This is a genomic window from Candidatus Accumulibacter aalborgensis (genome assembly GCF_900089955.1).
GTDB lineage: Bacteria > Pseudomonadota > Gammaproteobacteria > Burkholderiales > Rhodocyclaceae > Accumulibacter > Accumulibacter aalborgensis.
In genome coordinates this window covers 1-22963 of the sequence record NZ_FLQX01000035.1, presented here as the reverse complement: position 1 = coordinate 22963, position 22963 = coordinate 1, and the positions used below count along the sequence as shown (strand labels likewise).

Genomic DNA, 22963 nt, shown 5'->3' with positions numbered 1-22963 from the left:
CAAGATCCAAGCAAATAGCGGGCCACCTTTGCTGCCCTTCAATCAGGCCAGGCTGAGCGGCAATTCGCCACAGCCGACACTGCCGCTCGGCCCGAACGCGACAGCAAGTAGCGGATACGCGCTACTTGCACTGCCGCTGCAAGGCGCCAGGCTATGCGCAGGGCTGGCGTGTCATGACATTGGACAACGTTTTCTTTGGCGAAGCGCGGTAACTTGTCACAGCGGAGCGTCTTTCCAGACCGGTCTCAACGACCGGATCACTGCGGCGCCAGGTGCCGCTCTTGGCCGACCTCATCCGCCAGCAAGCAGCCTGAGCCCTGTAGAGCGACTTTTTCGAGCAAGCCACGCGGCGCGCACCAAAACAGGGCACATCGATGCTGCTGTGTACGGATATCGCAGGCCAGCGCCAGTTCGAGGCCGCCGCCATTGATTGCCGCGGACACCGGCTTGGCCTGCTGGTGCCGAAACTCATCGCCCGCGTGCCTGTTCCTGGGGCGCCAAGATTCTCTGCTCGGCCACCACCGTCGAACTGTGCTCGGAAGCGACTACCAGCGCCATCCACCGCGCCGCGCTCAAGAGCGAGGCGGCGCACCACAGCGCACCGACCAACCTGTTCACCGGCCGCCCGGCGCGCGGCATCATGAATCGCATCATGCGCGAGTTGGGGCCGATCAACGCGCTGGCACCGAAGTTTCCGCTGGCGAACGGGGCCATTGCGCCACTGCGGGCGAAGGCTCAGCCCATAAAAACGGCGCCCTTGTTTGAGCGCCGTTCTGAGAGCCGTTGTGGCTACAAAGCGAAACATATCACCGAGAACCGATACGTCATACCCAAATAGGCCTCGGCCGCATGATTGTCATTGCTGCCTCAAGCGGCTGGCCTCAATGAACCTTCACGAGGCCCGGCGGTTGCCAGGTCCCATCCAGGATCGAAGGTGGCGTGGTATTGGGCCAATACAGCCGCAGCGTGGGCGCAAACAGCCCTTCGGGTGCGGGAAGCCAGTTGGCTTCCTTGTCCTTGCCGGGAGAGGCGTGCGAGAAGTACAACGTCAGCGATCCATCCTTGTTGTACTTGAGCTTGTTGCGGGGGCTCACGGTGAGTTTGTTCAATGGGTTGGGGTAGAACCACAGGCCCGTGGGCGTGTTCTCGTACATCGTGATCGACCAGAAGGCCAAGGGATTGACCGGTGGCAACTGCCCTTTCGGGAAGGTCAGCGTGTACTTGTTTGCGCCCGCGAGCTTCTCCCCCGCGCTGTCGACGTAGGTGGTCGGATACACGGAAACGTTGGGCAGTTGCGAAGGCCAGCCTCTGGTCGCCCAGGCGCCGCGCAGCAGATAGTCGGTGCCGTAGCGGCCGCCGACCGTCGTGACGCGCCAGCCGTTCACATCCTTGCCCAGCGATTCCCACGCGGCGGTCGTGCGCCGGACCGCTTCCTCGGGCACGTCCTTGAGTGCAGCTTGCACCGCCGGATCAAGCTTGCTCGGGTCAAAGGCCTGTCCCGGCACGATGCCGATCTTGGCCATGCGCGCCAACATGGGTGCATCTTCCGCAGCAGCAGGTGCGGCACCGCCCATCAGCTTCGTCATCAGGTTGAAGTAGCCGGTCGTACCCAGGTCAGCAATCGCCTTTTGCGGTGCTTCAGTCATGCTGAAACCCGGATTCGGATCAATGGGGCCGGCCACAAACGTGTAGGGCTTGCCGTAGGCCGACAGGGGCATCACCTTGTACTGAGCCTGCAGGGCGTTCACTTTTGCGAGGTCTTTTTCGGTGTCTTGCGCGTACGTTCGGCCTAGGGCGACCATGTAACGGGTCGGGAAGCTGATGTGCGTCATGCCCGCCGGTACCGAACCCTTCCAGCCCGGGCCGGTGAACAGGTAGGTCATCGCCTTCGAGCCGCTGGTGTTGGTGCCGACACTATTCTTGACGATCATCCACAGATCGACCAGTTCAAAGGTGAAGAAACGGTCCTTGATCTCGGGATGGCTGAACACCTGGGGCTCGGACAGGTCGAGCCACGCCACCGAGTACAAGGTGTCGGCGTTCGTCGCCGAGACGCCGCGGAAGGTGGCCGGCGGGTAGCGTTTGATGTTGAAAAAAGTGCCCGTCGGAGCCTTGATCTCCTCCACTTTTGTCACATTGCTCATCTGCACACGGGTCACATCCGTCGTAATGAGCGAATAACCGTAGATGTAGGCGTCGATCGCAATCTGCCTGGCTTCGTCCGTGGTCAGCGAACCCGTGCCGGCAGCCTGAGCCGCACCGAGTCCAAGGCCAAAAAGGGCGACGAGCACCGTCCGCGCCAATCGCTTCGCAAGTCCATACATGCCTGATTTATACATATTGCATCCCTGGTTTTGATGAAAATTGGTTCATGAACCTGCCGTCGATCGGTGCCGGCAGCACCCCAAGATCGCTCCCGTAGCGGCCAGAATGATCATCTGGTGCAGCTTAACGTCATAGTCCTATATTTTAAACGGGCTTTCGATGGTAACACGCATGGTAGAAATCTCGGATCTGTGCAACGATTACAGCTTGGACATCGCCCATGGCCGCGACGCCGTTCTTGAAGACTTTCGCAGAGGCCAAAGCGGAACCGCGACAGGAAGCGTTTTCTTGTCCGCGCACCAACCGTCACCAGCAGCGCGAGCAACTCGATATTCGATATGGCCAGAACACGAAAGGCGTGGGTCTTCAGCCCAGCGAAACCGCCGGCGGTCACCGTGCCAGCGAGTGTCAAGGCGGTTGTGCAGCAGCAGATGGATGAACTCGTCGAAACTGTTCTGAATTTGAAGCAAAGTTTGCTCGCCTGGAATATGTCGGCCCGACGCGTTTCAACCTATCATTCATGCGTCATACCCAGCAATGGGCCGAGGTTTATCGCGATCTTGGCCTCGAGAAATCTCTGGAGGCGATCAGAGACGATCCGTTCTTTGAGCCGTAAATCGTCGCTCACCTGATTCAGGACTTTTTCTCGACCCATGGGTAAAGTCACCACCCGCCAGCTTTTCGCTGAGCAAGCGCAGCGTGGCAGCTCGGTCTCTCCGCTGACCGGAACGTGTGCCTGTTCGATCGTGCGCAACATGATCGCCACTTCCTGCAAGGCTTCGCGCCCGGTCAGGCGGATCATCAAGCCTTCGTCCGCGGCCAGGGTTTCCGAACTATCGAGGCTCAACGGTGAGGGCGGCAGGACGAACGCTTCGAGACGAGCGTGCAGGCCGGCCAGGACGAAATAGCAGCGCTCATCGGAATGCTGGTTGCGCAAGAACTCGGTCCTTGCGCGGCCTGGTATTCATTCATGTTGACCTCGGCGGCGGAGCTGGCTACGCAGACCCCCCCCCGCGCAAAAAGTTCGTCCATACGCCGCGGTATCGTTGTTTTCAATGGACTCGAACTAAGCTATGCTGCGCGAGCGTTAAAAGAACGATGGAAAACAATGGAGGAAACATGTTCCAAGTCCGAATACACGGTCGCGGCGGCCAAGGCGTGGTTACGGCTGCCGAGATGTTGTCGATTGCTGCGTTTGAGGAAGGCCGCCATGCCCAGGCCTTCCCAAGTTTTGGTTCGGAACGTACCGGCGCTCCCGTCGTGGCGTTCTGCCGCATCGCGGACCAGGAGATCCGAATGCGCGAACCGATCATGGAACCCGATGCCCTGATCATCCAGGATCCGACCCTGCTGCTCCAGGTCGACGTCTTCTCGGGACTGAAGAAAGGCGGTTACATCCTGATCAACACCAGCCGCACTTTCGACGAGTTGGGCCTTGGTGATTACGTCCGTGACTGGCCAGCGGACAGACTCTGTACGGTTCCGGCCACCGAACTCAGCCGCAAGCACGTCGGCCGACCCATGCCCAATGTGCCCTTGCTCGCCGGATTCGCCGCCGCGTCCGGTCTCATTCGGCTGGAGTCGGTGATCAAGGCCATCAATGCCAAGTTCCCTGAAAAGATCGCCACTGCAAACATCGCTGCCGCCAGCGAGGCTTATCAGTTCGTGATGGACGAAATCGCCGGAGCACGTCACCAGGAGGCCGCACATGCTTAAGCAGACTGAAGGTTCACATGCCGTTGCCGAAGCGGTCGGCCTTTGCCGGCCGGAGGTGATTTGCGCCTATCCGATTTCACCGCAGACGCACATCGTCGAAGGTCTCGGCGAAATGGTGAAAGCGGGCGAAATCGAGAACTGCGAGTTCATCAACGTCGAGTCCGAGTTCGCTGCCATGAGCGTCGCCATTGGCTCGTCGGCGACCGGTGCCCGCACCTACACCGCCACGGCTTCACAAGGCATTCTGTTCATGGCCGAGGCGGTCTATAACGCTTCCGGCCTCGGCCTGCCGATTGTCATGACGGTCGCCAACCGCGCCATTGGCGCGCCGATCAATATCTGGAATGACCACACCGACGCCCTCTCGCAGCGCGACAGCGGCTGGATCCAGCTCTTCGCCGAGACCAACCAGGAGGCGCTCGACCTGCATATTCAGGCCTTCAAGCTGGCTGAGGAAGTAAGCCTGCCGGTGATGGTCTGCATGGATGGCTTCATTCTGACGCATGCCTACGAGCGCGTGGACGTTCCCACCCAGGAGCAGGTCGACGCTTTCCTGCCGCCTTACGAACCGCGCCAGGTGCTCGACCCCGCCGATCCGGTATCGATCGGCGCCATGGTCGGACCGGAAGCTTTCTCCGAGGTGCGCTACCTAGCGCACGCCAAGCAGATGCAGGCGCTTGAACTCATCCCGCAGTTGGCCGAACAATTCAAGACGATCTTTGGTCGCGACTCGGGCGGTCTGACGCACTCGTATCGGACTGAAGACGCAGAAACCATCGTCGTTGCCATGGGCTCGGTGCTGGGAACGATCAAGGACACCGTAGACGACATGCGCGCAGCCGGCGAGAAGATCGGCGTGCTCGGCATCACCTCCTACCGTCCTTTCCCGATCGACAGCGTACGTGCCGCGCTACAGAACGCGCAGCGCGTCGTCGTGCTCGAGAAGAGCCTCGCTGTGGGCATCGGCGGCGTTGTGTCTACCGATGTACGGATGGCGATGTCGGGTCTGCAACTGCATGGACACACCGTCGTCGCCGGACTCGGCGGACGGGCGATCACTCGGAAATCCCTGCATGCGCTGTTTACCAAGGCAGCGCGCGGCGAACTGGGCCACCTGACCTTTCTCGATCTCGACTGGAACGTGGTCAATAAGCAACTCGAACGCGAGCGCACCACGCGCCGTTCGGGTCCGGCAGCCGAAAGCATGCTGCGCGACATCGGCGTCGTTGCCACCGGTATTGTCTGAGGAGAAAATTGATGAGCTTCCAACCCGTTCATTTCTATCAGACCGGCACCTTCACGGTCGGCAATCGCTTGCTGGCCGAGGAAGAGCGCAGTGTGCAGGCCAACATGGAACGTACCAATTCCCTCAACTCGGGGCACCGTGCGTGTCAGGGCTGCGGTGAAGCACTCGGCGCACGCTATGCCATCGATGCCGCGATGAAAGCGGCCAGTGGCCGCCTGATTGCGGCCAATGCCACCGGCTGCCTCGAGGTCTTCTCGACGCCCTACCCGGAAACCTCATGGCAGATTCCATGGATTCACTCGCTGTTCGGCAACACGGCTGCGGTGGCCACGGGCATTGCCGCGGCGATCAAGATCAAGAGGCAGAAGGGACAGATGGGCGACGTGCGTGTCGTCGCCCAGGGCGGTGACGGGGGGACCACCGACATCGGTTTCGGTTGCCTGTCGGGGATGTTCGAACGTAACGATGACGTGCTCTACATCTGTTACGACAACGGCGGCTACATGAACACCGGCGTCCAGCGCAGTTCGGCGACCCCGCCGGCAGCGCGCACGGCGACCACCATGCCGGTCGGCCCGGAACCCGGCAACGTTTTCGGCCAGGGCAAGTTCCTGCCGGCGATTGCCATGGCCCACGAGATCCCCTACGTCGCGACGGCGACCGTCGCCGACCTGCGTGACCTCGAATACAAGGTCACCAAGGCCATGGGCATGCGCGGCGCGCGCTACATCCACATCCTCGTACCCTGCCCTCTTGGCTGGGGTGCCGCTTCGGAAGACACCATCAAACTGGCGCGCCTGGCCAAGGAAACCGGCATCTTTCCGGTTTTCGAAGCCGAACGTGGCGACCTCACCAACTCCCTGAAAATCCGCCGACAGCAGCCCGTCGAGGAGTATCTGAAGCTTCAGAAGCGCTACGCACACCTGTTCGGCAAGAAGCCGGCAGTGGAAACGATCGCCCGCTTGCAAGCGGCGGCAGACAAGAACATTCGCAGATACGGACTGCTCGACCAGGAGGCGAACTGATGGAAAAACCCTTTGCCATTACCCTAGACCCAGGCTCATCCCTGGCCAACCATACCGGCTCGTGGCGTACGTCGCGGCCGGTCTATCTTGACCGGCTACCCCCGTGCAACAAACAGTGCCCGGCCGGCGAGGACATCCAGGGCTGGCTGTTCCATGCGGAATCCGGAGACTACGAAAGTGCCTGGCGGCATCTGACGAAAGACAACCCATTTCCGGCAATCATGGGTCGGGTTTGCTACCACACCTGCGAGGGTGCCTGCAATCGTGGGCAGCTCGACGCACCGGTGGGCATCAATTCGGTCGAGCACTTTCTCGGTGACGAAGCGCTCAAGCAGGGCTGGAAGCTGACGCCACCGGCCACCGAATCAGGCAAGCACGTCCTGGTCGTCGGCGCCGGCCCCTCCGGAATGTCCGCGGCCTACCACCTGCGCCGGCTCGGCCACAGTGTCACGCTCTACGAAGCGGGTCCGCTGCTCGGCGGCATGATGCGCTTCGGCATCCCCAAGTACCGCCTGCCGCGCGATATTCTGGAAGCGGAAATGCAGCGGGTTGTCGACCTCGGCGTCACGGTGAAGCTCAACAGCAAGGTAGACAACATCCTGACGACCATGGCGGAAGGCAAGTTCGACGCCGCCTTCCTGGCCGTCGGTGCCCACATCGGCAAGCGAGCGATGATCCCGGCCGGCGACGCCGCCAAGATCATCGACGCCATTTCCCTGCTGCGCAGCATGGAGGGTGAAGACAAGCCTCTGCTCGGCCGCCGCGTCGTCGTCTATGGCGGCGGCAATACGGCCATCGACGTGGCCCGCACCGCCAAGCGCATGGGCGCCGAGCCGTTGATCGTCTATCGCCGCACGCGCGAGAAAATGCCGGCGCACGATTTCGAACTCGAGGAGGCGCTGCAAGAAGGAATCATGGTCAAGTGGCTGTCGACGATCAAGCAGGCCGATGAATCGTCACTGACGATCGAGAAGATGGCGCTCGACAGCAAAGGATTCCCGCAGCCGACCGGCGAGTTCGAGACCATCGAGGCCGATTCGCTGGTCCTCGCGCTCGGACAGGACGTTGATCTCGGTCTGCTCGAAGGCGTTCCCGGACTAAAGGTGACCGATGGCGTGGTCGAGGTCGGTGCCAACATGATGACCGGCCATCCGGGCATTTTTGCCGGTGGGGATATGGTCCCCGCCGAGCGCAACGTAACCGTCGGCATCGGACACGGCAAGCAGGCGGCGCGGCATATCGATGGCTGGCTGCGCGGCGAACAGTATTTCCCGCCGGTCCAGCGCGAGGTCGCTACCTTCGAGAACCTCAACACCTGGTACTATGCCGATGCACCAAAGACCGTGCGGCCAATGCTCGATATCATCCGTCGTCAGTCCACCTTCGATGAAGTCCAGGGTGGGCTCGACGAGAGCAATGCGCTCTTTGAAGCCCGGCGCTGCCTTTCCTGCGGTAACTGCTTCGAATGCGACAACTGCTACGGCGTCTGCCCCGACAACGCGGTAATCAAGCTCGGCCCCGGCAAGCGCTTCGAGTTCAACTACGACTATTGCAAGGGCTGCGGCATGTGCGTCGCCGAATGCCCCTGCGGCGCGATCAAGATGGAGGCCGAGGAAATCTGACCGCGCGGTCGCACGGTTGTACTCGCCTTGCCGTTCCTGCCTCCCGGCCAGGAACGCGAAAATACCGTGATCCGGTGCCGGTGGCCGGGTCACCCACTCTGGGGACACTTCGAACGTGCCGTTCGAAGTGTCTTTTCCTTCTTCCCTGACCCGCGAGGTATGTATGTCAACTGAAACAAAGAACGTCTACGTATTTGGTGCCGCCCGAACTGACGGCGACGCCAAGATGAAGAATATACTCGGAGGCAAGGGTGCCAACCTTGCCGAAATGTGTCGCCTGGGAATCGCCGTGCCGTCCGGTTTCACGATCAGTACCGAAGCCTGCACCGTCTATACCGAGCAGGGCAAGGAGGCGGTGTTCAAGCTGATCGAGGCTGACGTTCGTGCTGGCGTGGCCTTCGTTGAACAGGAAATGGGGAAGAAGTTCGGCGACGCTGCCGATCCGCTGTTGCTGTCCGTTCGCTCGGGTTCGCGCGCTTCGATGCCGGGCATGATGGACACCATCCTGAACCTCGGCCTCAATGACGAGGCGGTCGTCGGCCTGGCTCGCAAAGCCAACAACGAGCGCTTCGCCTGGGATTCGTATCGACGCTTCGTGCAGATGTATGGCGATGTGGTGATGGGTCTCAAGCCGGTATCGAAAGAGGATCACGATCCCTTCGAAGTGGTCATCGACATGCTCAAGGAGAAAAAAGGCGTTCAACTCGATACCGAGCTCAACACCGAAGACCTGAAGGAACTGGTGCTGCGCTTCAAGGGCTTGATCCGCGCCCGCGTTGGCCGTGAGTTCCCGACCGATCCCTGGGAACAGCTGTGGGGAGCAGTGAACGCGGTTTTTCAGAGCTGGAACAACGATCGCGCCAAGGTCTATCGCGAACTGAACGACATCCCGGACTCCTGGGGAACCGCGGTCAACGTTCAGGCGATGGTCTTCGGCAACCTTGGCGACAAGAGCGGTACCGGTGTCGCCTTCACGCGTGACGCAGGAACCGGTGAGGACCTGTTCAACGGCGAGTTCCTGGTCAATGCCCAGGGTGAAGACGTCGTCGCCGGCACGCGCACTCCGCAACAGGTCACCCTCGAGGGTTCGCGCCGCTGGGCGAAGCTGGCGCTGGTCAGCGAAGAGGAACGCCGCACGCGCTTCCCGTCGCTCGAAGAGCTGATGCCCGACATCTATGCACAGCTCCTGCAAGCCGAAACGAAGCTCGAGCAGCACTACTCGGACATGCAGGACGTCGAGTTCACCATGCAGGAAGGCCGCTTGTGGATGCTGCAGACCAGGAACGGCAAGCGCACCGGTTCGGCGATGGTGCGCATCGCGATGGAAATGCTGCAGCAGGGAATCATCGATGAAAAAGAAGCTTTGCGCCGCGTTGACCCGGAGCGCTTGAACGAGCTGCTGCACCCGGTTTTCGACCCGGCCGAGATCAAGAAGGCACGTTCGATCGCCCATGGCCTGCCAGCGTCTCCGGGCGCGGCGACCGGGCAGATCGTCTTCTTTGCCGACGAAGCCGAGGAATGGGTCAGAAAGGGCAAGGACGTGATCCTGGTGCGCCAGGAAACGTCGCCTGAGGACCTGCGCGGCATGAGTGCCGCCAAGGGAATTCTGACTGCCCGCGGCGGCATGACCTCGCACGCCGCCGTCGTGGCGCGCGGCATGGGCAAGTGCTGCATCTCCGGCGCAGGCGCCGTGCGCGTCGATTACCACGCACGCACCATGTCGATCGGCAACGAGACGTGGAAGGAAGGCGACTGGCTGTCGCTCGACGGATCGACCGGCGAAGTCTATCTGGGCCAGGTCGCGACCAAGGAAGCTGAACTGACCGGTGACTTCGGCACGCTGATGGATCTTGCTGACCGCTACAAGAAGCTGGCCGTGCGCGCCAACGCTGACACCCCAGACGACGCCAAGGCGGCGCGCAACTTCGGCGCCAAGGGTATCGGCCTGTGCCGTACAGAGCACATGTTCTTCGAGGGCGAGCGCATCAAGGCGGTACGTGAAATGATCCTGTCCGAGGACGAAGGCGGACGGCGCCGGGCACTGGCCAAGCTGCTGCCCATGCAGCGTGCCGACTTCGAAGGTCTGTTCCGCGAGATGAGCGGACTGGCAGTGACCATCCGCCTGCTCGATCCGCCGCTGCACGAGTTCGTTCCACACGACGAAGCCAACCAGAAGATCATGGCGCACGAGATGAATGTCCCGCTCGGCGTGATCAAGATGCGCGTCGATGATCTGCACGAGTTCAACCCGATGATGGGCCACCGCGGCTGCCGCCTCGGCATCAGCTACCCGGAAATCACCGAAATGCAGACCCGGGCGATCCTCGAAGCCGGCCTGAACATGAAGGCCAAGGGTTTCGACGTCAAGGCCGAAATCATGATTCCGCTGGTCGGCACGGTGCGCGAATTCAACTCCCAGGCCCGTGTCATCCGCCAGACGGCCGCCGCTGTTTTTGCCGAACGTGGCGAACAGCTCGACTACCTGCTCGGGACGATGATCGAAACACCGCGTGCCGCCCTGATCGCCGACAGTATCGGCCAGCAGGCGCAGTTCTTCTCCTTCGGCACCAACGACCTGACCCAGATGACCATGGGATTCTCACGCGACGACGCGGGCAAGTTCCTGCCGAGCTATCTCAAGGATGGCATGTACGAGCGTGATCCCTTCCAGTCGATCGACCAGAAGGGTGTTGGCCTGCTGGTCCAGATGGCCGTCGAGAAGGGTCGTTCGGTACGCCCGGGAATCAAGCTGGGCGTCTGCGGCGAACACGGCGGCGACCCGGCTTCGATTGAGTTCTTCCATCGTGCCGGCCTCGACTACGTCAGTTGCTCGCCTTTCCGGGTGCCGATTGCCCGCCTGGCGGCAGCGCAGGCGGCCATCAATAACGAGTAAGTGTTTCATTTGTCGGCAGTCACTTGCGTGACTGCCGACAATGGCCCGAACACCCCTGCCACGGCAGGGTTTTTTTCTTTGTCCATATGAAATTCGCACTTCTGGCCAACGATGGCGCCGCCCGTCGTGGCTGCCTCACCCTCGCCCACGGCAGCGTCGATACACCGGCATTCATGCCGGTCGGCACCTATGGCACGGTCAAGGCAATGACGCCCCGTGACCTGACCGAGACCGGCGCGCAAATCTGCCTGGGCAACACCTTCCATCTCTGGCTGCGGCCGGGACTGGAGGTCATCGCCGCGCACGGCGGACTGCACCGTTTCATGTGCTGGAACGGCCCAATCCTCACCGACTCCGGCGGTTTTCAGGTCTTTTCACTCGGTGCGCTGCGCAAGATCACTGAGGAGGGCGTCCGTTTCCAGTCGCCGATCAATGGCGACCGCCTGTTCCTGACGCCGGAGGAGTCGATGCATATTCAGCACGTACTTAACTCCGACATCGTCATGATCCTCGACGACTGCACGCCCTACCCCGCAAGCCATGACCAGGCCGCCACGTCGATGCGCCTGTCGCTACGCTGGGCTCAGCGCTCGCGCGCGACCCACGACCGGCTCGACAACGGCAACGCCCTCTTCGGAATCGTCCAGGGTGGCATGTACGAAGACCTGCGCGACGAGTCGCTGGCCGGGCTCGCCGAGATTGGCTTCGACGGCTTCGCGATTGGTGGTCTGTCGGTCGGCGAGCCGAAAGGCGACATGGCGCGCATCCTCGCACACAGCGCACCGCGACTGCCGCAGGACAAGCCGCGCTACCTGATGGGGGTCGGTACACCGGAGGATCTGGTGGCTGCGGTCAGCGCCGGCATCGACATGTTCGACTGCGTTCTACCCACGCGCAATGCGCGCAACGGCCATCTATTTACTCGTCACGGCGACGTCCGAATCAGAAATGCGCGCCACAAGAACGATCCGCGGCCGCTGGACGAGGGCTGCCCATGCTATACCTGCCGGAATTTCTCACGCGCCTATCTGCACCATCTCAACCGCGTGGGCGAAATTCTCGGCGCCCACCTGGGCACCCTGCATAACCTCTCCTACTATCACGATCTGATGCGCGATCTGCGGACGGCGATTGCTGGCGGCACGCTGGCCATCGCCGTCAGCGCCTTCCACCGCGCGCGCGCTCAGGAGGCGCAGCGGTAGTGGTACAATCTTGGGTTGAATTCAACCCTTCCGTTCTAGGAGACTGATGTGCTGATCAGCACCGCCCATGCCCAAACCGCTGCTGCCGCCGAACCGTTCGGTGGTTTGATGCAGTTCCTGCCGATCGTTCTGATGTTCGTCGTCCTCTACTTCCTGATGATTCGCCCACAGATGAAGCGCGCAAAAGACCACAAGGCTCTGGTCGAAGGCTTGGTCAAGGGCGATGAAGTCGTCACCGGTGGCGGAATTGCCGGCCGCGTGACCAAGGTCAGCGACAGCTTCGTCGGGCTGGAAATCGCCGACGCGGTCGAAATCCAGGTCCAGAAACAGGCTGTGACGCTGGTTCTGCCAAGAGGCACGCTCAAGGCACTCTAACCACCCCGCCGGGCCGCCTGCCCTCACGGCAGTGCCCGCGCCCTCCGACGGCAATCATCCATGAACCGCTATCCGCTCTGGAAATACATCCTCGTCGCCGTCGCGCTGGTCTTCGGCCTGGTGTACACGCTGCCGAACTTCTTCGGCGAATCACCTGCGGTCCAGGTTTCCAGCGCCAAGGTGACGCTCAAGGTCGATGACAAGACGCGCGAGCGCGTCGCCAAGACCCTGCAGGCCGCGGGCATCGAAAGTAATGGCCTCTTCCTCGACAGCAACGGCGTCAAGGTTCGCCTGCCCAGCGCGGACAGCCAGTTGCAGGCCAAGGACCTGCTCGAGAAACAGTTCAACCCGGACCCCAGCGACCCGCACTATGTCGTCGCCTTGAATCTGCTCTCGAGTTCGCCGCAGTGGCTGACTCGCCTGCATGCCCTGCCGATGTACCTCGGCCTCGATCTGCGTGGCGGTGTGCATTTCCTGCTCCAGGTCGATATGAAGGGCGCGGCTACCAAACGTCTGGACTCGATCAGCGCGGATCTCCGCAGCCTGCTGCGCGACAAGACCGTTCGCCATGCCGGCATCACCCGGGAAGGTGATCGGGTGGTCATCCGCTTCCGCGACAACGACACGCGCAGCAAGGCCCGCATCCTCCTGGAGGATAGCCAGTCGGATCTGCTCCTGGCCGACCAGGGCGAGGGCGAAGATCTGAAGCTCGTCGCCACCTTGAAGCCCGAGGCGATCAAGCGCATCCAGGAGTTCGCGGTCCGGCAGAACATGACCACGCTGCATAACCGGATCAATGAACTCGGCGTCGCCGAACCGGTGATCGCGCAGCAAGGCGCTGACCGTATCGTCGTCCAGTTGCCGGGCGTGCAGGACACGGCGAAAGCCAAGGACATTCTCGGCCGCACAGCGACGCTGGAAATCCGGATGGTCGATGACACCCCCGGCGCCCTCGAAGCGGCCCAGGCTGGGCAGGCACCCTTTGGCACCGAGATGTATGTCGAGCGTGGCGGCATGGCGCTGCTGGTCAAGAAACAGGTCGTCCTGACCGGTGATCGTTTGACCGACGCACAGCCGGGTTTCGACAACCAGACGCACGAACCCGCCGTTCACCTGACGCTCGATTCGGCCGGGGCGCGCATCTTCAAGGACATCACCCGCGACAACGTCGGCAAGCGGATGGCCATCGTCCTGATCGAGAAGGGCAAGGGCGAAGTGGTCACGGCGCCGGTCATCCGGGCAGAGATCGGCGGCGGCCGCGTCCAGATCTCCGGCCGCATGAGCACCATGGAAGCCAACGACACGGCGCTACTCCTGCGCGCCGGCTCGCTCGCCGCGCCAATGGAGATCATCGAGGAACGTGCAATCGGCCCAAGCCTGGGAGCCGAGAACATCCAGAAGGGTTTCCACTCGACAATGTGGGGCTTTACCGCGATTGCCGTTTTCATGATCGCCTACTATGCGCTCTTTGGTCTCGTCTCGGTGATCGCCCTGGCCGCCAACCTGCTCTTCCTGGTCGCCCTGCTCTCCTTGTTGCAGGCGACGCTGACCCTGCCGGGAATCGCTGCGATCGCACTCGCGCTGGGCATGGCGATCGACGCCAACGTCCTGATCAACGAGCGGATCCGTGAGGAGTTGCGCAATGGATCGAGTCCGCAGGCAGCGATCCATACGGGTTACGAGCGCGCTTTCGGGACCATCCTCGACTCGAACATCACGACGCTGATTGCCGGCGTCGCGCTGCTGATTTTTGGCTCTGGCCCGGTGCGCGGCTTTGCCGTGGTGCACTGCCTCGGGATCCTGACCTCGCTGTTCTCGGCCGTGGTCGTCTCGCGAGCGATGATCAATCTGTTCTACGGTCGTCGTCGCAAGGTCGAGTCGCTGGCCATCGGTCAGGTCTGGAAACCCGGCAACACCGCCACTGCGGCAGTCAAATAGGGAAGCACGAAGATGGAATTCTTCCGCATCAGAAAAGACATCCCGTTCATGCGCCATGCGCTGGTGTTCAACGTCATTTCGCTGCTCACCTTTTTGCTGGCGGTGTTCTTCCTGTTCAGCCGCGGCCTGCATCTGTCGGTCGAATTCACCGGCGGAACCTTGATCGAGCTCAACTACGCTCAGGCAGCCGATCTGGAAAAAGTCCGCGACGGGCTGGGCAAGGCGGGCTACAGCGACTTCTCGGTGCAGAATTTCGGCTCCAGCCAGGATCTCCTGATCCGCCTGCCGCTCAAGGCAGATCAGAACACGACCAAGATCGGCGAGTCGGTGATGGAGGCGCTCAATGCCGAGGCGCCCGGCGCCACGCTGCGTCGAGTCGAGTTCGTCGGCCCGCAGGTCGGCCGTGAACTGGCAGAAAACGGTGCTCTGGCATTGTTGCTCGTCGTCATCGGCATCGTCCTGTACCTCTCGTTCCGTTTCGAGTGGCGATTTTCAGTGTCGGCAATCATCGCCAACCTGCACGATGTGATCATCATTCTCGGCTTCTTCGCCTTCTTCCAGTGGGAGTTCTCGCTGTCGGTGCTGGCGGCGGTCCTTGCCGTGCTCGGCTACTCGGTCAATGAGTCGGTCGTCGTTTTCGACCGCGTCCGCGAGACCTTCAGGAAAGTCCGTGGACTGACCACGCCGCAGGTGCTGGACCACGCGATCACCAGTACCATTTCGCGGACCATCATCACGCACGGCTGTACACAGATGATGGTCCTCTCGATGCTGCTCTTCGGTGGCGAGACGCTGCACTACTTTGCCCTGGCGCTGACCATCGGCATCTGTTTCGGCATCTACTCGTCGGTGCTGGTAGCCAGTCCGTTGGTCATGTGGCTCGGCGTCTCGCGCGAGCAGTTCATCCGGCCCAAGAAGCAGATCGAGGGCGCCAATGACGAGGGCGCCGTCGTTTAGTTCTCAGCCATTCCATCGTATTCGCGATGGAATGAAGCGCGCTGGCCGGTCTTGCGCGTCAGCCTTGCTGGCGAGTTATCAACTGCGGTATGCTCGCGCCCATGAGCACAACCACGTTCGATACCTTCAAATTCGTGGACCGGCTGGAAAAGGCCGGTCTCTCCCGCGAACAAGCCGCGGCCATCGCCGAGGCGCAAAAGGAGTCTCTGTCCGAGGCGCTGGACGCCACCCTGGCAACCAAGGCTGATGCTGTTCGTCTGGAAACGAGGATTGACGGGCTTGAAACTCGCCTGCAAAACCGTATCGAAACACTTGAACTGAGGCTCACCGTCAAACTCGGCGCCTTCATCGCCGCCGCCGCCGGCGTCATCATCGCCGTGCTGCGCTTGCCACACTGACTGATGAGCACAATGAACTTCGACACCCAAGCTCGTTGGGCGGAATAACTGAAGGGCTTTGCGCCATCACTCGCCTGATGCCTGATTGCGGTCGACTTTGGCATCCGGTAGTTGGTGCAATGCGCTTCGCTTTATTGGCACCCTACGCGCTGACCACCCCAGCCACCCAGCGGCGGAACGCCGCCTCGAATTGCTTTGGGTCGGCGGGCCTGGAAGATGCGCAGAAACGCCTTCTCCGACGGAACCCCATTCCTGAGCACCATGAATTCACGCAACCACGCCCTTCGTAGTTCGTCGGCCCGCAGGTCGGCCGTGAACTGGCGGAAAACGGCGCTTTGGCACTATTGCTCGTTGTCATCGGCAGCTGTTTCGGCATCTACTCGTCCGCTGGTGGCCAGCCCGCTGGTCATGTCTACCACGAGGCAAGATTCCGTAATCCCGGTCGCTTATTCAAAATGAGAATCGAGAATAATCCAGCGCCCAGCAACCATAGCGTGCCTGGAATGGGCACCGCCAATACGGTGAACGATTTTGTGACCGGATTTGCCGCAGGTGGACCCACAACATCAAGCGTACTATTATCTACATAAAAATACGCGTTTGCTACATATATACCGGCGCTCAAGTGTCCAATGCTTGCAGTACTAAAAAATGGAACCAGCACCTGGCTGACGTTGCCGGTTGGGGACGTGGAATAGAAATTGATATCAATGTTGTAGCCCGTGATTGTCACTGAGTTGCTGCAGGTATTTATGGAACCACAAAAGCCGCTCGTTGCGAAGCTGCCTCCCAGTACGGCTGAAACCGCATCCTGTGTCGTTATTGGTGAATTCGGCTGTATAGCCAGTGTCGTGTCATAAATATAATACCCTTTCGCAATCGCGGGGAACAGCAAGCAACCAGCCAGCAGAATATATTTAAATACCTTTCTGCTGGTAACAATCATCTTTGCATGCATTGGAAGCCTGCCTAGCGTTGACGTATCTTTCATGACAATCTCCTAACAGGGGCTGACCCCGAATCCAGCAATCCAGAATGCATCCGTGAATGAAGGCCAGAATGCACCCGGTGCAACTGTGCTGCCCGCTCCGACGCATTAAGGTGATTTCCGGCAATGTGCTTACCAGCGACAGAGACGCGCTCCCTCCCCTTCAAGGGGAGGGTCGGGGGGGATGGGGTTATAGTACATGGCAGGGATACGTCGCTTTGCCCCATCCCCTCCCAGCCTCCCCCTTGAAAGGGGAGGAGTTCTTTGGGCAAGAATATCCCTCTTCGGAATTCAGGGGTGCTCTCTGCCGGAAATCGCCTAAGCAGACTGGCCGCCGAACCGCCGCAACCGCCGCCTCAAAAACAAGCCGCTGATAACCAACAAGGACATTGTCGTCGGCTCGGGAATGCTCAAATCCGTCGCATCGACATAACACGTATGGCCCTGCAGCGACGCATCGTCGCACAGGACTTGCGCGACGAACCACCTCGTGCCTACCGGGATGAAACCATGGATCGAAGATTGCTGCCATGTGAGGGGATTGTCGTCAAGCGTGATATTGCCACTGGCAAAGCTGCCGACCTGCGTGCTGTAGCTGGAACCACTGAAGAACTGCAGGATTACGCCGCCGATGGCTCCAGCAGTCTCGAAATCAGTGTTGAAAAAGGCGCTCAATTGAAATTTCGCACCCCCAGCATCAATATCTGATGCATACGACGTTACGTCGATCGTCTGAGCAGACTGGGTCGTGATGAGGCCATCATCAAGCATGGCGAGCATCTTGATACCTTGAAACGGCACGACAGCGCCTACTGTGCCTGTAATCACCGCATTCTCGACGCCCCATTGACCCTTATATGTGACGAAGTCGCCAAGCACGTTGGCTATGGTGGTGAGCGTGTTTGTTTCGAAGCCAGGATCGGAGAGCAGGTTCGCCTGCGCCGACGGCGCGGCGGCAGCGATCAAGAGTGCCAAACTCGTGCAGCCAAGCACCTGATTCATGGAAATCTTCATACTTTGACCCCTTAAGGTTGTGGTCTGTCCGAGCCAGACGAGTCGTTCAGCCCGCACGAAACATTTGAGCACGCGTCGAAGAAAGGGAATGGTGGCGGCCACCGCGATGGTCCAACAAAGGGTTGGTCCCCCCAAGGTAGTCGCCCATCAGTCCGACAGGGCCGCGTCACCGCGACCGTGTTCAAGAGAAAAGCAAGACTCATGCCATTTATATAGTTAGCTTTTGAATTCAGACCGTTACTTGCTTCCCGAAGGCAAATGGTTATCGATTGCTTGGTCCGAGTGTAAAATATTTCGACACATGGAACCTCTCCCCCGGCTTCCGCCAAGGCAGGAATAGGGCTGAAAGCCCCGCCAGTGTAAACAATGGGGCTACCCGATCAATGGGGCTGCCCGATGGAGGTGTAAAGAAATCCGACAGGAAGAATCGGCTAGCAATTCCGGGACTTGGCACATGGCCACACTCGGCCTTGATCATCATTCCGGCCAAGGCCGGGTGCTGCGCTTGGTGAAGGTCTTGCGGGAGTGCGTATTTCGCGGAACGTGACCGGTCGTTTCGCGTGATCGTGACCGGTGGAGAGATGCTGCATGGATAGGGTTGAATGTTACCTCACTCCACTTCGAGTGGGATGATCGGAAGGCCGCCGCAAACGCGACGAAGCACGGCGTGAGCGTCGAGGAAGCCAAATCCGTCTTCGGTGATGAGCGCGCCAGGTTGATCCCGATCACTCCTGAGCAGCGCGCTTCGACTGCTGCTTGTCTGTCATTGCTATCGGAGCGAAAGTCATGTCATTCGTATTATCTCCGCTCGCAAGACAACTGCCGAGGAATCCAAGTCTTATCCACAGAGGTGCCACATGCGCAAAGAATACGACTTCTCCGCTGCCAGAAAAAACCCATACGCAGCACAACTCAAAAAGCAAATCACCATTCGGCTCGACGAAGAGTCCATCACGTACTTCAAGAGAATCTCGGAAGACGTTGGTATCCCCTACCAGAGCCTCATCAACCTGTATTTGCGCGACTGCGCGGCTTCGCATCGCAAGCTCGATCTCAACTGGAAGTAGGCGCCTTTTCTCTTCGGCCTGGGGTACACCCTGCGGAACTTTTTCGGCGAATCACCTGCGGTCCAGGTTTCCAGCGCTCCCCAGCAGCCCACGGATCGCTTCTGTCGACCCTTGTCGGGATAATGTTCGCTTGATCTCGTTTTGTTTTTCCATCCCGCCACACTACGCGAACAGAAAATCTAAGTTCAGCGCTCATTACGGGTCAAGGGCAGCGCCAGCCGGTCTTGCGCGTCAGCCTTGCTGGCGAGTTATCAACTGCGCTATGCTCGCGCCCATGAGCACCGTGACCTTCGACACCCAAGAGCTTGTCCAGGAGCTACACGCCGCCGGGATGCCGCCGGAGCAGGCAGAAGCGGTGGTGCGCACGATCGTCAAGTCGCACACCGATCTGGCGACCAAACATGACATCGAGCCGATGCGCACAGAGTTGAAAGCAGAATGGGTGCTCAACAGGTGGATGCTGGCGACCGCTCTGGCAATAGCCCTGGCCAACTTCGCCAAGCAGTTCTCCTGAGCCTTGCCACGAAAGATCGAGATTCCGGCATTCCTCAAGCGGCGTGCCAAAAAAGGACGCCTCAGTGCGCAAGCTGGATGATCGAAAAGCGGCCGCAAACGCGAAGAAGCACGCACGGCGTGAGCTTTGCGGAAGCCAAATCCGACATGTAGTTCTTTCAGACCGGAGGTGACATGAAGAAGAATCTTGCGGTGCGGCTGCTGGTGGCCTGTCTTGGTCTTCCCGCCTTCGGCGTTTCGGCAGCGGTAATCACGTCGACGTTCGACCTCGATGCGGAGGGTTGGGGAACCGGCCGTATCAAGTTGGGAGTCAATCCACTGCCAGACGAAAGAGTCTTTGACCGCGTCAACTACGACGCAACACGCCATATGATTCAGTCGTCTGACATCCACGACTGGAATACCTTTCGCTCGTCGCCGGTATATGCCGGCAACCAGAGCGCGTTCTTCGGCGGATCGATCAGTTACGACCTGCGGGATACGCGGAGCGATGCGGGCACGATCTGGCCGAACATCGGCATCCTCTCCGGCAGCGGTGCCCTGATCTTCAGTTCTTTCAGCGCGGGCGGTGGTTTGCTCCGATCGCGCGCGCGAGCTGCCGCTCCCTCTTGGAGAGGCTGTTGAATGGGACCGCCAGGATCTACTCTGGGAGACGCATCGCTGATCACGGCGACCTTCCTGTTCACCGATATCGAAGGCTCGACCAGCCTGTGGGAGCGTGAGCCCGAGGCGATGCGCGTCGCCCTGCAGCGCCATAACGCGCTGCTTTCGTCGGCAATTGCACGCCATCGCGGCTGTGTCTTCAAGACCGTCGGCGACGCTTTCTGCGTGACCTTCGACGATGGCGCCGATGCGCTCGCCGCGGCCTACCAGATCCAGACCAGCCTCGGCGCCGAAACCTGGCCGACACGGGCGCCACTACGGGTGCGCGTCGCACTGCATACCGGCCCGGCATACCTGTGCGAGGGCGACTACTTCGGCACCACGGTCAATCGCTGTGCCCGCCTGCTGGCCGTCACGCGCGGTGGGCAGACGCTGCTCACCGCGGCCACCGAGACGCTGCTGCGCGCTGCCTTGCCCGCCCACAGCACGCTGCGCGATACCGGCCTGCTTCGCCTGCGGGACCTGCCGCGTCCGGTCCATGTCTTCCAGTTGATGCACCCGGGGCTGTCCCCGGACCTGCTCGAACTCGGCGACACGTCGGGTGGCCACAAACTGGAGGCCGAGCCGATAGCCCGCTTCAGGCCGATCGACCTCTACGAAGTGCCTACCCTGCCCTCTGTTGTCCTGCACGCACTCAGGGTGATGCAGGATCCCAATAGTGGGGCCACGGCGGTCGAACGGGTCATCGTTCACGACCTCGCCATCTCGGCCAAGATCCTGCGCGTCGCCAACTCGGCGTTCTTCGGTTTTTCGCGGCGCATCAGCACGATCGCCGACGCCGTGCGCGTGCTTGGCTTCACCAACGTGCAGGGAATGATCATCTCGGTGGGTGCTTTCGACGCTTTCCGCACCGAACGACTGAACCTGCGGGAGTTCTGGACGCACTCGATCACGACGGCAACCGCCGCTCGCTTCCTGCGCTTACGCTCTCCCGTGGTTGGCTGCTCGCCGGACGAAGCATTCACCGCCGGCATCCTGCACGATATCGGCAAACTGATCTTCGCCGTTCAGGCCGAACCCGCCTACCAGCGGGTGCTCGAATTGCGGCGTGGATCGGCGATCAGCAGTCTGGAAGCTGAGCGAATGCTGTTCGAGTTCACCCATCCCGAGGTCGGTGAAATGGTCGCCGAGCGCTGGGATCTCCCGAGCAGATACGTCGCTGCCATCGCCCACCACCACGACCCCGCCGGCGCCGGAGACGAGAGCCCCTTCTGCGCGCTGATCGGACTGGCCGACCGGGCTGCCTACGCCGCGCTCGCCGTCGATTACACGCCGAGCGAAAGAGACGGCGGGCTGACCGCCTTGCTCGATACCCTGGGCCTTGACTCGCTGCACTGGCAAGACTGCCTGCACCACCTGCAGGAGGCCCGGCAGAGTATCGACGCCTTCGTTGGCGCGATCCAGTGAGATTCACGGCAAGCCGGCGGTGGCTATTCGGGCGCGTACTGCGCGGCGTTGCTGACCGGTGCGGAAGGGCGTGGACGATTCTCTGCTCATAGCGCTTGCTTGCCTGCCAAAATCGGCTATAATGCGCTCCTTCCTTGGCGCGAGAGAAAAAATCTCCGCTGGAATTGAAGCACGGAGTGGTAGTTCAGTTGGTTAGAATACCGGCCTGTCACGCCGGGGGTCGCGGGTTCGAGTCCCGTCCACTCCGCCAGTCACACCTCTAGAACCCGCAAAGCCTCAGGTTTTGCGGGTTTCTGGTTTCTGGCGACCCGGATTTCAATCAAGACTCGCCTCGGGAAGGCGCAGTCACCGCCGTGGCGAGTGTTGAGTGTTGAATTCGGTGCCGCCGCGCGCGTTGCATGGATACTCGATCAATCCCGACACGGCGATGAAAACCGACTCCCATCACGACCTCTCGTCCCCGGCAGCCGCCGCTTCCGTTGCTGCGCACGCACTCCCGGTCTATGCCGCCTACGACATCTCGGAATGTCGCCGGCGCAACCGCTTGCGGCGTTTGCTGTTTGGTTTTGGCGAGCCACTGCAGGAATCGGTATTCCTGTGCTGGCTCGACCCCCTACACCAGCGCCGTCTCGAAAAACTTCTCGACACCTTTCGGCAGTTGCCGCATGCCGGCGACGAGCGCATCGACTGCATCCCGGCGCGAACCGGCTCGCTGCAGGCTCCGGCCCGGGAATGGGTCATCGAATGAGCGCCGTCCTCTACATCGATCGTCACGGCGTCAAGGTCGGCAGCGCACAGGGGCGACTGACGCTCAAGACCACCGGTCAGGAAGAACAGACACTGCCCCGTCATCAGATCGAGCAGGTGATCGTCGTGCTGGCGCACGCCAACTTCAGTCATGACGCCATAGCGATGCTGCTGCGGGAAGGCATTCCGGTTATTTTTTCGGCGCTGCGCGGTGGCTTTCGGGGCGTCCTGGCCGGTCAACCGGGACGCCAGATCATGCGCCGCAAACGCCAGTACCAAGCCATGGACGACCCTGCCGAAAGCCTGGTTGTCGCCGGCGCGCTGGTTCAGGCCAAGCTGCGCGGCCACAGCCGCTTGCGGCGGCAGTGGCAATTGCCACGGCGGCACGAGATCACCGATGGCTTGCTCGCCAGCCACCATTGCCAGGATCTGGACAGATTGCGCGGTCACGAAGGTGCCGCCGCTCGGGCGTTCTTTGACGGCCTGCGACAGCACCTGGAAGGCAGCCCCTTCCAGTTCGAGCAGCGCCGGCAGCATCCGCCTCCCGATCCGGTCAATTCAGTGCTCTCGCTGGCGTACACCCTGCTGATGAACGAAGTCGAAGTGGGCGTTGCCGCTGCCGGGCTCGATCTGGCCGGCGGGTTCTATCACGCCGCCGCGGATGGCCGGCCGACGCTGCTGATGGATCTGGTCGAGCCCCTGCGCCCTCTCGCCGACCGCTTCAGTGCCCGGCTACTGAAGTCGGAACTCACTCCCGACGACTTCCAGACCGACGGCGATTGCTGCCTGCTGCGCGACGGGTGTGTATTTCACGCCATCGTGACCGGTGATTTCACCAAAGCGTGACCGGCGTTTCACGAGAGCGTG

At 61.0% G+C, this 22963-nt stretch carries 22 protein-coding genes, 1 tRNA gene and 2 pseudogenes; 21 read left to right on the top strand and 4 right to left on the bottom strand.

Annotated elements, in window-relative coordinates:
- Nucleotides 1–430: 430 nt before the first annotated feature.
- Entirely contained in the window at nucleotides 431–838 is a 408-nt protein-coding gene (locus ACCAA_RS03135; protein WP_342674022.1) for a nitronate monooxygenase, read from the top strand.
- Between the two features lie 43 nt (nucleotides 839–881).
- Here the strand turns inward: ACCAA_RS03135 and ACCAA_RS03130 are convergent, their stop codons facing one another.
- Nucleotides 882–2324 carry a DUF1254 domain-containing protein gene (locus ACCAA_RS03130; protein ID WP_186405789.1) on the bottom strand — a complete coding sequence of 481 codons (1443 nt, stop codon included), beginning with the start codon at nucleotides 2322–2324 and terminating at the stop codon, nucleotides 882–884.
- 221 nt (nucleotides 2325–2545) lie between these two features.
- Here ACCAA_RS03130 and ACCAA_RS03125 point away from each other — a divergent pair, with 221 nt between their 5' ends.
- The 12 genes from ACCAA_RS03125 to ACCAA_RS03070 all read left to right on the top strand — a co-directional run bounded on the left by ACCAA_RS03125 (nucleotide 2546) and on the right by ACCAA_RS03070 (nucleotide 15697).
- Nucleotides 2546–2764 (top strand): hypothetical protein, encoded by a 219-nt coding sequence (locus ACCAA_RS03125; RefSeq protein WP_186405788.1) that lies wholly within the window; start codon nucleotides 2546–2548, stop codon nucleotides 2762–2764.
- 42 nt (nucleotides 2765–2806) lie between these two features.
- Nucleotides 2807–2941, top strand: a complete 135-nt coding sequence (locus ACCAA_RS22825) for a DUF3024 domain-containing protein (protein ID WP_483771140.1) — start codon at nucleotides 2807–2809, stop codon at nucleotides 2939–2941.
- Nucleotides 2942–3444: 503 nt separating this feature from the next.
- Nucleotides 3445–4041 (top strand): 2-oxoacid:acceptor oxidoreductase family protein, encoded by a 597-nt coding sequence (locus ACCAA_RS03115; protein ID WP_186405786.1) that lies wholly within the window; start codon nucleotides 3445–3447, stop codon nucleotides 4039–4041.
- Entirely contained in the window at nucleotides 4034–5287 is a 1254-nt protein-coding gene (gene porA / locus ACCAA_RS03110) for a pyruvate ferredoxin oxidoreductase (protein WP_186405785.1), read from the top strand. Before ACCAA_RS03115 ends, porA begins: the two co-directional genes overlap by 8 nt.
- A gap of 11 nt (nucleotides 5288–5298) precedes the next feature.
- Nucleotides 5299–6312 carry a thiamine pyrophosphate-dependent enzyme gene (locus tag ACCAA_RS03105; RefSeq protein WP_186405784.1) on the top strand — a complete coding sequence of 338 codons (1014 nt, stop codon included), beginning with the start codon at nucleotides 5299–5301 and terminating at the stop codon, nucleotides 6310–6312.
- On the top strand, nucleotides 6312–7934 hold the full coding sequence (locus tag ACCAA_RS03100) for an NAD(P)-binding protein (protein WP_186405783.1): 1623 nt from the start codon (nucleotides 6312–6314) through the stop codon (nucleotides 7932–7934). The genes ACCAA_RS03105 and ACCAA_RS03100 overlap by 1 nt, the downstream gene beginning before the upstream one ends.
- A 163-nt stretch (nucleotides 7935–8097) precedes the next feature.
- The gene (gene ppdK, locus ACCAA_RS03095; protein WP_186405782.1) at nucleotides 8098–10827 is read left to right on the top strand and encodes a pyruvate, phosphate dikinase; all 2730 of its coding nucleotides are present in this window, start codon (nucleotides 8098–8100) and stop codon (nucleotides 10825–10827) included.
- An 86-nt stretch (nucleotides 10828–10913) separates the two neighbouring features.
- Complete coding sequence (tgt, locus tag ACCAA_RS03090) at nucleotides 10914–12029, top strand: tRNA guanosine(34) transglycosylase Tgt (RefSeq protein WP_186405781.1); 1116 nt, start codon at nucleotides 10914–10916, stop codon at nucleotides 12027–12029.
- 48 nt (nucleotides 12030–12077) lie between these two features.
- The gene (gene yajC, locus ACCAA_RS03085; protein ID WP_186405780.1) at nucleotides 12078–12404 is read left to right on the top strand and encodes a preprotein translocase subunit YajC; all 327 of its coding nucleotides are present in this window, start codon (nucleotides 12078–12080) and stop codon (nucleotides 12402–12404) included.
- A gap of 60 nt (nucleotides 12405–12464) precedes the next feature.
- A complete protein-coding gene (gene secD, locus ACCAA_RS03080) occupies nucleotides 12465–14342 on the top strand; it encodes a protein translocase subunit SecD (protein ID WP_186405779.1) in 1878 nt (625 codons plus the stop codon).
- Nucleotides 14343–14354: 12 nt separating this feature from the next.
- Nucleotides 14355–15299, top strand: a complete 945-nt coding sequence (gene secF, locus ACCAA_RS03075) for a protein translocase subunit SecF (RefSeq protein WP_186405778.1) — start codon at nucleotides 14355–14357, stop codon at nucleotides 15297–15299.
- A gap of 89 nt (nucleotides 15300–15388) precedes the next feature.
- Entirely contained in the window at nucleotides 15389–15697 is a 309-nt protein-coding gene (locus tag ACCAA_RS03070) for a DUF1640 domain-containing protein (protein ID WP_245754408.1), read from the top strand.
- Between the two features lie 145 nt (nucleotides 15698–15842).
- Here ACCAA_RS03070 and ACCAA_RS03065 read toward each other — a convergent pair.
- From ACCAA_RS03065 to ACCAA_RS03055, 3 genes and pseudogenes are all read right to left on the bottom strand, one after another.
- Nucleotides 15843–15984: pseudogene (locus ACCAA_RS03065) on the bottom strand (transposase family protein); the annotation flags it as partial.
- Nucleotides 15985–16109: 125 nt separating this feature from the next.
- Nucleotides 16110–16688 (bottom strand): hypothetical protein, encoded by a 579-nt coding sequence (locus tag ACCAA_RS03060; protein WP_186405777.1) that lies wholly within the window; start codon nucleotides 16686–16688, stop codon nucleotides 16110–16112.
- Between the two features lie 315 nt (nucleotides 16689–17003).
- Nucleotides 17004–17687 carry a hypothetical protein gene (locus ACCAA_RS03055; RefSeq protein WP_186405776.1) on the bottom strand — a complete coding sequence of 228 codons (684 nt, stop codon included), beginning with the start codon at nucleotides 17685–17687 and terminating at the stop codon, nucleotides 17004–17006.
- Nucleotides 17688–18297: 610 nt separating this feature from the next.
- On the opposite strand from ACCAA_RS03055, the pseudogene ACCAA_RS21875 reads away from it, so the two are divergent.
- From ACCAA_RS21875 to cas1, 8 genes and pseudogenes are all read left to right on the top strand, one after another.
- A pseudogene (locus ACCAA_RS21875) lies at nucleotides 18298–18541 on the top strand (BrnT family toxin); the annotation flags it as partial.
- Nucleotides 18542–18556: 15 nt separating this feature from the next.
- Nucleotides 18557–18766 (top strand): BrnA antitoxin family protein, encoded by a 210-nt coding sequence (locus tag ACCAA_RS03045; RefSeq protein WP_186405977.1) that lies wholly within the window; start codon nucleotides 18557–18559, stop codon nucleotides 18764–18766.
- A gap of 274 nt (nucleotides 18767–19040) precedes the next feature.
- Entirely contained in the window at nucleotides 19041–19280 is a 240-nt protein-coding gene (locus ACCAA_RS03040) for a CCDC90 family protein (RefSeq protein WP_186405775.1), read from the top strand.
- A gap of 173 nt (nucleotides 19281–19453) precedes the next feature.
- Nucleotides 19454–19903, top strand: coding sequence for a hypothetical protein (locus tag ACCAA_RS03035; RefSeq protein ID WP_186405774.1), 450 nt, complete (start codon nucleotides 19454–19456; stop codon nucleotides 19901–19903).
- The gene (locus ACCAA_RS03030; RefSeq protein WP_186405773.1) at nucleotides 19904–21349 is read left to right on the top strand and encodes an HDOD domain-containing protein; all 1446 of its coding nucleotides are present in this window, start codon (nucleotides 19904–19906) and stop codon (nucleotides 21347–21349) included. It abuts the gene before it with no gap.
- A 173-nt stretch (nucleotides 21350–21522) separates the two neighbouring features.
- Nucleotides 21523–21599, top strand: a tRNA-Asp gene (locus ACCAA_RS03025).
- A 177-nt stretch (nucleotides 21600–21776) separates the two neighbouring features.
- Nucleotides 21777–22097, top strand: coding sequence for a CRISPR-associated endonuclease Cas2 (locus ACCAA_RS03020; protein WP_186405772.1), 321 nt, complete (start codon nucleotides 21777–21779; stop codon nucleotides 22095–22097).
- A complete protein-coding gene (cas1, locus tag ACCAA_RS03015) occupies nucleotides 22094–22942 on the top strand; it encodes a CRISPR-associated endonuclease Cas1 (RefSeq protein WP_186405771.1) in 849 nt (282 codons plus the stop codon). Before ACCAA_RS03020 ends, cas1 begins: the two co-directional genes overlap by 4 nt.
- Nucleotides 22943–22963: the final 21 nt, after the last annotated feature.

What these genes read in the sequence shown, in the direction of transcription:
- ACCAA_RS03125 (WP_186405788.1), top strand. Translation starts at nt 2,546, where the DNA reads ATGGCCGCGACGCCGTTCTTGAAGACTTTCGCAGAGGCCAAAGCGGAA.
- tgt (WP_186405781.1), top strand. Translation starts at nt 10,914, where the DNA reads ATGAAATTCGCACTTCTGGCCAACGATGGCGCCGCCCGTCGTGGCTGC.
- secD (WP_186405779.1), top strand. Translation starts at nt 12,465, where the DNA reads ATGAACCGCTATCCGCTCTGGAAATACATCCTCGTCGCCGTCGCGCTG.
- porA (WP_186405785.1), top strand. Translation starts at nt 4,034, where the DNA reads ATGCTTAAGCAGACTGAAGGTTCACATGCCGTTGCCGAAGCGGTCGGC.
- ACCAA_RS03045 (WP_186405977.1), top strand. Translation starts at nt 18,557, where the DNA reads ATGCGCAAAGAATACGACTTCTCCGCTGCCAGAAAAAACCCATACGCA.
- ACCAA_RS03115 (WP_186405786.1), top strand. Translation starts at nt 3,445, where the DNA reads ATGTTCCAAGTCCGAATACACGGTCGCGGCGGCCAAGGCGTGGTTACG.
- ACCAA_RS03060 (WP_186405777.1), bottom strand. Translation starts at nt 16,688, where the DNA reads ATGAAAGATACGTCAACGCTAGGCAGGCTTCCAATGCATGCAAAGATG.
- secF (WP_186405778.1), top strand. Translation starts at nt 14,355, where the DNA reads ATGGAATTCTTCCGCATCAGAAAAGACATCCCGTTCATGCGCCATGCG.
- ACCAA_RS03055 (WP_186405776.1), bottom strand. Translation starts at nt 17,687, where the DNA reads ATGAATCAGGTGCTTGGCTGCACGAGTTTGGCACTCTTGATCGCTGCC.
- ACCAA_RS03020 (WP_186405772.1), top strand. Translation starts at nt 21,777, where the DNA reads ATGAAAACCGACTCCCATCACGACCTCTCGTCCCCGGCAGCCGCCGCT.
- ACCAA_RS03070 (WP_245754408.1), top strand. Translation starts at nt 15,389, where the DNA reads ATGCTCGCGCCCATGAGCACAACCACGTTCGATACCTTCAAATTCGTG.
- cas1 (WP_186405771.1), top strand. Translation starts at nt 22,094, where the DNA reads ATGAGCGCCGTCCTCTACATCGATCGTCACGGCGTCAAGGTCGGCAGC.
- ACCAA_RS03040 (WP_186405775.1), top strand. Translation starts at nt 19,041, where the DNA reads ATGAGCACCGTGACCTTCGACACCCAAGAGCTTGTCCAGGAGCTACAC.
- ACCAA_RS03030 (WP_186405773.1), top strand. Translation starts at nt 19,904, where the DNA reads ATGGGACCGCCAGGATCTACTCTGGGAGACGCATCGCTGATCACGGCG.
- ACCAA_RS03100 (WP_186405783.1), top strand. Translation starts at nt 6,312, where the DNA reads ATGGAAAAACCCTTTGCCATTACCCTAGACCCAGGCTCATCCCTGGCC.
- ACCAA_RS03105 (WP_186405784.1), top strand. Translation starts at nt 5,299, where the DNA reads ATGAGCTTCCAACCCGTTCATTTCTATCAGACCGGCACCTTCACGGTC.
- ppdK (WP_186405782.1), top strand. Translation starts at nt 8,098, where the DNA reads ATGTCAACTGAAACAAAGAACGTCTACGTATTTGGTGCCGCCCGAACT.
- ACCAA_RS03035 (WP_186405774.1), top strand. Translation starts at nt 19,454, where the DNA reads ATGAAGAAGAATCTTGCGGTGCGGCTGCTGGTGGCCTGTCTTGGTCTT.
- ACCAA_RS03130 (WP_186405789.1), bottom strand. Translation starts at nt 2,324, where the DNA reads ATGTATGGACTTGCGAAGCGATTGGCGCGGACGGTGCTCGTCGCCCTT.